General features: G+C 35.0%; 8 protein-coding genes and 1 pseudogene. 1 reads left to right on the top strand and 8 read right to left on the bottom strand.

The window, feature by feature from the left end:
- Nucleotides 1-162: 162 nt before the first annotated feature.
- The 7 genes and pseudogenes from ACUXEY_RS20735 to ACUXEY_RS20705 all read right to left on the bottom strand — a co-directional run bounded on the left by ACUXEY_RS20735 (nucleotide 163) and on the right by ACUXEY_RS20705 (nucleotide 5542).
- Nucleotides 163-666, bottom strand: coding sequence for a GNAT family N-acetyltransferase (locus tag ACUXEY_RS20735; protein ID WP_048555034.1), 504 nt, complete (start codon nucleotides 664-666; stop codon nucleotides 163-165).
- 58 nt (nucleotides 667-724) lie between these two features.
- The gene (locus tag ACUXEY_RS20730) at nucleotides 725-1120 is read right to left on the bottom strand and encodes a VOC family protein (protein ID WP_063225346.1); all 396 of its coding nucleotides are present in this window, start codon (nucleotides 1118-1120) and stop codon (nucleotides 725-727) included.
- Between the two features lie 202 nt (nucleotides 1121-1322).
- Nucleotides 1323-2027 (bottom strand): nucleotidyltransferase domain-containing protein, encoded by a 705-nt coding sequence (locus ACUXEY_RS20725; protein WP_461301510.1) that lies wholly within the window; start codon nucleotides 2025-2027, stop codon nucleotides 1323-1325.
- An 82-nt stretch (nucleotides 2028-2109) separates the two neighbouring features.
- Nucleotides 2110-2697 (bottom strand): annotated as a pseudogene (locus ACUXEY_RS20720) (hypothetical protein).
- Between the two features lie 107 nt (nucleotides 2698-2804).
- Entirely contained in the window at nucleotides 2805-3131 is a 327-nt protein-coding gene (hmoA, locus tag ACUXEY_RS20715) for a heme-degrading monooxygenase HmoA (RefSeq protein WP_000469503.1), read from the bottom strand.
- 96 nt (nucleotides 3132-3227) lie between these two features.
- Entirely contained in the window at nucleotides 3228-4442 is a 1215-nt protein-coding gene (locus ACUXEY_RS20710) for an MFS transporter (protein ID WP_166704662.1), read from the bottom strand.
- 56 nt (nucleotides 4443-4498) lie between these two features.
- Nucleotides 4499-5542 carry an ArsR/SmtB family transcription factor gene (locus ACUXEY_RS20705; RefSeq protein ID WP_461301509.1) on the bottom strand — a complete coding sequence of 348 codons (1044 nt, stop codon included), beginning with the start codon at nucleotides 5540-5542 and terminating at the stop codon, nucleotides 4499-4501.
- 164 nt (nucleotides 5543-5706) lie between these two features.
- Between ACUXEY_RS20705 and ACUXEY_RS20700 the strand changes: the two genes are divergently transcribed.
- The gene (locus tag ACUXEY_RS20700) at nucleotides 5707-6900 is read left to right on the top strand and encodes a NupC/NupG family nucleoside CNT transporter (RefSeq protein WP_166704660.1); all 1194 of its coding nucleotides are present in this window, start codon (nucleotides 5707-5709) and stop codon (nucleotides 6898-6900) included.
- A 49-nt stretch (nucleotides 6901-6949) separates the two neighbouring features.
- Here the strand turns inward: ACUXEY_RS20700 and ACUXEY_RS20695 are convergent, their stop codons facing one another.
- Nucleotides 6950-8197 carry a glutamate-5-semialdehyde dehydrogenase gene (locus ACUXEY_RS20695; RefSeq protein WP_461301508.1) on the bottom strand — a complete coding sequence of 416 codons (1248 nt, stop codon included), beginning with the start codon at nucleotides 8195-8197 and terminating at the stop codon, nucleotides 6950-6952.
- Nucleotides 8198-8226 lie beyond the last annotated feature (29 nt).

The following is an 8226-nucleotide window of genomic DNA, read 5'->3' as shown; positions in this document are numbered from 1 at the left end:
TTTTTTTCATGTTTATGATTTTATATGGTTTTCTTTCATTAAAATCATAAATATTCCAGAGTGTTGGGAACCCTAAAGGGTTTCCCAACACTCTGGAAAAGCCCATATGTAACATATGGGCTTTCTTTTACATTTCTTATTATTTCAAATTTGGTCAGGTCTCTACAGATCGCGTACATTCCAAACAATCTCACCGCGTTCACCAAACGTACTGTGATGCCGCTTAAATCCTATCTTCTCTAATACCCGGAAAGATGCAGTATTCCAAGCACCTACAGTTGACCAAAGTCTTTGGCGTCCCGTAGCAATCGCAGCCTCTAGCACCGCTGATGCTGCCTCTGTCGCATATCCCATGCGATGAGCACTGCGGAACAACTCGTATGCAATCTCCGGCTCTTCAAGCGTAGAACGACCGATAATTAAGCCACAGTAACCGATGAAATCGCCTTCGTCTCGTCTACGAATAGTGAGAAGAGAAATACCATTTTCAGCTGCTTTCTTGCGCTTCTCAATAAGATCGTTACGAACAGATTCAACGGTTGGCATTTCCACTCCACGTTCACCAATTAGTTCTCTAAGCCAGACTGCATCGGATTCCTCCCACATATTCAGGTCGAGTCGTTCCGTTCTCAGCTGGAACGCCATATCTTTAAATACAGATGTCATAGCGGTAACCTCCTATTTATATCACTGTACTGCACTATTCAATTTCTCTTATTGATTGCTATCGAGCTTTCTTACCATCTTTATAGTCAAGACAAGACACTTCAATTAATAACCCATTAAACATTGAAAAATAAAAACCATAACTACTACCTCTCATCCCATACGGTTCCTTGTCTATTTCAATACCGCCAGCTACTAAACGATTATATGCTTGATCAACTTCATTTGAAGTATCCACTAAAAAACCAATATGAAAAGCTTCTGGATACGTAACTTCCTTATTCCCCTTAAATGCTTTTGGATCGCTCAGCACAAGTATAAATCCACTTTCGTCACTCATCACTACTAGTGCCTTTCCCTTTTGCTCCAAAAATTGAAAATCAAAAAATGTTTCAAAGAAATGTCTCGCTTCTGATAAATCATCTACACATAAATTTAAATGATTTAACTTCATTCACTCATCTCCTTTTAATCAGAGGGTATGTAGACTCATTTTCATAACACTTAAATATGTAAGGTAAGATATTCAAGCGTTCCGTCTAAGACTATGCTTTATAGTCTAATACTTTTCTTCATAGCCTAGAACGTTTTTTATGACTGTAATTACATCAACCGTTCGACGTGAAATATTAATTTACCTATATAAAATAGCCTCATTATTTAGTTGTCATATTGTGTAAAACCCACTCAATCAGGAAATTTGCTGAAGGGATGCGCTCTGTTGTATTTCCTAAAAATAGTTTATTAAGTAACTCATCTAAATGAATTGGCTTATTCGGTAACGTTTGAATATACCTTAAAACAGACCCGGCTGGCGGTACTGGCTTACTATTAACAGCCCATATCCCTTCTAACAATGTCCAAGTTGAAGTTTGAACTATGTATGAAGCTTTTAACTCATCATTTACTTTCAAAGCAGATTGAATTTTAATTAACGAACTATGCAACCAATGAGAAATGCCTTTCACTTTTTCGCTAGAAACACGATAGTTTTCAAATTCATATGTAGCTATTTCCTTTAACTTTTTCAACTCACCACTTTTATCAAACAAAATTTTCCCTTCTAGAAATGAGTATAGTTCCATCGGATTGTTTTTAAAGTTTACTTGAATTTGATTAAAATCTGCACCCTTATATTCAACTAAAATATCTTCTCTCGTTTCAGAATGAAATTTCTTCTTTTGTCCTTCTTCTAAAAGAATATAAAAATCTAAATCCGAATCAGGATATGCGTCACCTCTTGCGACAGATCCGATAAGCATGAATCCATTTACCTTTTCCTTACATAAGGTTTCCGCTACTATTGTTTGCACTAATTTTTTATGTTTTTTATGTTTAATAAATATTTGTGCTTCTAACATTTGTAACCTCCACACACATTATTATAGAGTTATCCGTTACCTATATATATTACTTCTCTTATCCCTTTAATCTTCTACATACTTATTCAACAATTGTCAGTTCATATACAATTGCGTCTTTACTGCTTTTTGTTTTATCTTGAATGGTTACAATGTCTCCAACTTTTATTTTCGAAGAGTTCACTATTTTTACCATCTCTGGTGGAACACCCCCTCCATCGTTCTCTTTATTTAGCGGTAACCACTTTACTGATTTATTAGTTGCTTCTAAAATTTTATATTTAATTGTACCATCATACTTTATTTCACCAACAAGATCTTTTACTAATGTAGGTGTGTATTTGCCCTCCTCTTTTTCCAAAGAGATATAATCACCTATATCTGGGATACCGTTTCTTACAGGTGCCTTCCATTTTGTTGGATTTAAATCACTTAAACTTACTTTCACACTATCTTCTTTATTTGAGCTAGCATCTTTTAGAAATATTTCATAATAATTCTTATCAATAACGATATACTACTTCTGCTCTACTATTTTTGCACTGCTTTCACGTTTTTCTTCCTGATTGTTAGATACTTCTTCTTTCACATTATTATTACTACACGCTGATAATAATGTCGTTACTAAAGCTGCCATTATTAATATTCTTTTCACTTCATTTACCTCCATTTATAACTAAACAAATAAACATATATCACATCCATATTTTACTATAAATCAAAAAAAGAGGATATTTGTTTATTAATAAACAAATATCCTCTACCTTTACATATATATTACGACTGCTGATAAGCCGCTTTGGATGATTTCACATAATAAACCGCATGATCCACATTAATAATATGATCTGGTTTTGGTTTACCACGGCTTGCTCTATGTCCAGCTAAGTGTTCTTCACTAGTTTCCCAGTTTTTCCAAGCCTCTTCCGATTCCCAGCGAATCATAACGACTACTTCTTCGTCGCCGCGTCTTACTTTTTTCACAAGAACACTTAAATCGATAAAGCCTTCAAATTTTTCAATAATTCCTTCTCCAGTGAAACGTTCTACAACTATATTTGATGTACCTTCTTTTACTGTAAATGTCTTCGTTTCAATAAACATATAATCCACTCCCTCTTTGTAATACGAATACTAGTATTCTTCTATTATAGTTGATTATGATAATTATTTTCAATTATAAAGTTTTAATTTTTTGAATTAGGCTGATTTCTCTTCTATCACTTGATCTAAAAATTTGAAATACGGAAGTAATATTCCTATTAAAGAAGTAACACATATAATCGCACCGATGATCAAGTATAGTGCTCTCACTCCCCACATTTCACTCAGTATGCCTCCTAATAACACCCCTAACGGCATAGCGGATCGTATGAAAAATAATCGCACTGAAAATACTTGCCCTATCATATTGTTTGGTACTGTTTGTTGGCATATTGTTGTGTTATGAACATTAAAAAAGGCAATGCAAATACCGGCAACTACTTCAATTAACACCGCAATTACTATACTATGATTGAATCCTAGAGAAATGTAGGTGAGTCCTCCTAAAAACAATCCTCCAAGCATAAGCATACGCCGGCTTTTATATGTTACTTTGCCAACTAGTATAGATCCAACTACATAACCAAGCGGGAAACCGGCCATAAAATAACCAAACTCCGCATAGCCTGCGGACAACTCGTCTTTTATATAAGGAAGATTTGTAACCATCGTTACCCCAACTCCAAATTGCACGAAAGTAAGAAATAGACCGAGCCAAACGATAACTGGTTTTGTGAAAAAGTATGTAAAACCATGAATAAATTGTTCTAGCCACGTTTTTCTTATATCTGTTGTAGTTCTCTTTTCTTTTATATAAAGTAAGAAAGCGCCACTAACAAATAGACACATACATACGAAAGATAATGTAAGTTCTGTTCCAATTAAATGAATGACTCCTCCGCCTAATACAGGCGCAAGAAACATCATAAGACGAGTCATTCCATCAATATATGCATTTGCGTCTTGAAGTTGTTCTTTGCTTACAATACTCGGTGTAATTGATTGACTTGCAGGTGTATAAAGCGGTGTAATAAGTCCCACTACAATTTGAACAACATAAATGTGCCAAACTTCTATATTACCTGTAACTAGCATCGCCAAAGGTAATAAAAATACAGACGCGCGCACCCATTGCGAAAAAATCATAATCCACTTCCGGCTCCATTTATCAATAAATGGAGCGCTTATAAGTTGCAAAATGAGTGACGGGATAAAATATAGTAACCACATACTACTTAACGCTGTTTTTGACCCTGTTAATTCGTAAACAAGAATCGAATTACATAACGTTCCGAAGCTCCCGCCCAATTCTGAAATCGCGCTACCAATCCACATAAAAAAGAATGAACGATTTTTCAATACACTCTTCATATAGCCCACCAACTTTTCTATTAAATTCCTCCCTTTATGTGCATTCTAGTTGGATATTATCTATTTAAAAACGCATCCAATTCTTTCGCTAGCGACTGTACTGCTTTCTTTCTTAATACATATTTCCCTTCATGTATATCTACTAACTTCGCTGCACGTAACAATTTCAAATGGTGATGTACAGTCGATTTACCAAGTTGTAGCCTTTCCGTGATTTCCTGCAAGGTCCGTTCTTTTTCAAACAACATTTTTACAATACGTAACCTCGCTTCATCCCCAAGAGCTTTATGTTTTTGAACTAAAAAATAATTCGGTTCATACAGATCTTCAGGATGGATACTTTCGTTTGCGACTGGGTAATGAAATACTTTCGTATCTTCAATATCGGCCTCAATATTCCATGGTCTGTACGTCATTTGTGGGATAAGAAGTACATTATGAACACTTGGTTCTGGCATATAATTCACACCGCCAGTCGCCCATTCGATGAACTCTTCTGGTTTCATCTTTTTATTCATTTCATTTTTCGCTTCATAATCTCTTTGTAATATAGAAAGTATTTGCTCTTCCTCTTTCTGAATAACACTCTCATACCAACCTGTCATAACAGAAATCAAATGAGATTTTAGCACTTGCACATGAACATCACATATGAAACGAATATACGTAGAGAAAAACTGATGATCTTGTGTCAGTTCCTCTAGTTCATGTATTGCAGTTACGTCTCCAATTGCTGCTAAATGTCTTTTCTTTTCATGCTTCTCGCTTAAAAACGGTAAACATATATATTTCAAATCTTCTTCTGAAAGCGAATCGATTTTAGCGTGAAACTGTGATAAGTTCTGAAAATCCTCTGTATACAATAACTGAAGTAACGCTTTCCACGTATTATGTTCTTCTACAAACTGTAAGTGCTCTCTCATTTCTTCTGTTAATGATTCTTTAATTTCTTCCCATTCATTTTGACTCTTTTCAAGAGTATCGATTAACCTTTTATGAGTAATTGCCGCAATGCCAAGTGCGCATTCGAAAAGTATCGAATATTTCACTTGAACGTTATAAGTTTCCCTCTTTCTACTCGTTATGTGATAGACCTCCATTTTTATCCCCTCCTTGTTTGCTATATATTAAATTCTATTTTTATCGAATTTACCCTTCTATTTTTTTAGAATTTATAAAATATGAGTTGAAATACATTCATTCTAAATTAAGAAGAATAGGAGCTTTTTTATATACAAATAATAACTTTCAAGGAGTTGTTGACATGTATTTCATATTAAATATGTTAGGGATTTTCGTTGTTATATTAATCGTTTTCCTCTGTTCGCCTAATAAAAAACAAATAAAATGGAGACCAATCGTAATTCTAATCATATTGGAGCTCTTTATTACGTGGTTTATGTTAGGCACGAAGCTCGGCAGTATTATCATTAATAAAATTGCGTCATTTTTCAGTTGGCTACTAGCATGTGCGAATGAAGGGATTCGATTTGCATTTCCTTCTGCTATGGAAAACCAAACCGTTGATTTCTTCTTTAGCGCATTACTTCCTATCATTTTCGTTATCACGTTCTTTGATATTCTTTCTTACTTTGGAATCTTAACTTGGATTATTGACAAAGTAGGTGCAGTTATTTCAAAGATTTCTCGTTTACCAAAGTTAGAAAGTTTCTTTTCGATTCAAATGATGTTTTTAGGGAACACTGAAGCACTTGCAGTTGTTCGTGATCAATTATCTGTTTTAAAAGAAAATCGCTTATTAACTTTTGGAATTATGAGTATGAGTAGTGTCAGTGGATCCATTCTTGGCGCATATTTATCAATGGTACCAGCTACATATATTTTCAGTGCAATCCCTTTAAACTGTATTAACGCCTTAATTTTAGCCAATGTATTAAATCCTGTGGAAGTTACGAAAGAAGAAGATGTCGTATATACACCTTCAAAACATGAAAAAAAAGATTTCTTTTCTACTATTTCAAACAGTATGTTAGTCGGTATGAATATGGTTATCGTTATTTTGGCTATGGTAATTGGTTACGTAGCATTAACTGCATGTTTAAACGGGATTTTAAGTTTTTTCGTAACAGGTTTAACAATTCAAAAAATCTTCTCTATTATCTTTAGTCCCTTTGCTTTTTTACTCGGTTTATCGGGCAGCGATGCTATGTATGTAGCTGAATTAATGGGAATTAAAATAACGACGAATGAATTCGTTGCAATGATGGATTTAAAATCGAATTTAAAGTCGTTACAACCACATACGATTGCAGTTGCAACTACATTTCTAGCTTCTTTTGCTAACTTTAGTACAGTAGGTATGATTTACGGAACTTACAATTCATTATTTGGCGGAGAGAAATCAGCCATAATCGGTAAAAATGTGTGGAAGCTTCTTGTTAGCGGAATGGCTGTTTCCTTATTAAGCGCTATGCTTGTTGGGCTATTTGTATGGTAAAAACTCTTTAAAATAAAAGACACTCAAACGAATTGAGTGTCTTTTATTATTATTTTCGAATTTGTCCATTTCCACGAATCACGTATTTAGTAGAAGTTAATGCAGGTAGTCCCATTGGTCCCCTTACGTGTAACTTTTGTGTACTGATGCCAATTTCAGCGCCGAATCCGAATTCAGATCCATCAGTAAATCGAGTTGATGCATTATGATACAGTGCAGCCGCATCTACAGCTGTGAAGAATTTGCTGACGTTTTCCTCGTTTTCTGAAATAATCGCTTCGGAATGCATAGAACCATACTTATTTATGTGATGAATCGCTTCTTCTATAGAAGAAACTACTTTCACTGCCAGCGTGAGTGATAAAAATTCTGTACCCCAGTCTTCTTCTGAAGCAAGTACAATTGAAGAATCAATTGCCAATGCTTTCTGATCACCACGTAGCTCCACATCTTTTTCCTTCAAAGTAGAAAACAGTTCGCTACCAAATTGCTGCGCCCACTTCTCATGAAGTATAATCGTTTCAATGGCATTACATACAGATGGCCGCTGCGTTTTTGCATTTATAATAATATCAATTGCCATTTGTTTATCCGCTGTTTCATCAATGAAAATATGACAATTTCCCGCACCCGTTTCAAGTACTGGAACAGACGCTTCTCTCACTACAGTATCAATTAATTGTTTACCGCCTCTTGGAATAAGAACGTCTAGGTAATCATTCATTGTAAATAACTGCTTTGCGCTATCACGCGTTGTATCTTCTATAAGCTGTACACTTTCTGGAGGCAAGCTTGTTTCTTTGAGCGCCTCGTGAATAACAGCAACGATAGCTTTGTTAGAATGGATAGCAGAAGAACTACCACGTAATATAACTGCGTTTCCTGTTTTTAAACAAATTGTAGCAGCATCTACCGTTACATTTGGCCTTGCCTCATAAATCATTCCAACAACACCAAGTGGTACACGCATCTCCTGAATAAATAGTCCATTTGGCCGTTCCCATTCACTTACACATTCTCCAACAGGATCACATAATTCGATTAACTGCTTAATCCCCTCTGTCATATCAACAATTCGTTGTTCAGTTAGCATTAGTCGATCAAGGAGTGAATCAGAAAATCCTTTTGCCTTACCTTCTTCTATATCCCGTTTGTTTTCCTCTAAAATATAAGCTGCTTCTACTATTAACTGTTCAGCAATGGCAGCAAGTGCTTCATTTTTTTGACTTGTAGATTTTAGTACAAGTTCTCTAGCAATTTCTTTCGCTTTTTTTCCCTTTACCAACACTTCATTCATTTTTGTTTCCTCCTTTTTAACATCACTAT

The sequence above is a fragment of the Bacillus sp. F9_6S_D1_P_5 genome (genome assembly GCF_054823925.1).
Note: the sequence above shows the minus strand (reverse complement) of the source record. Positions and strands in the feature narration are given on the sequence as shown.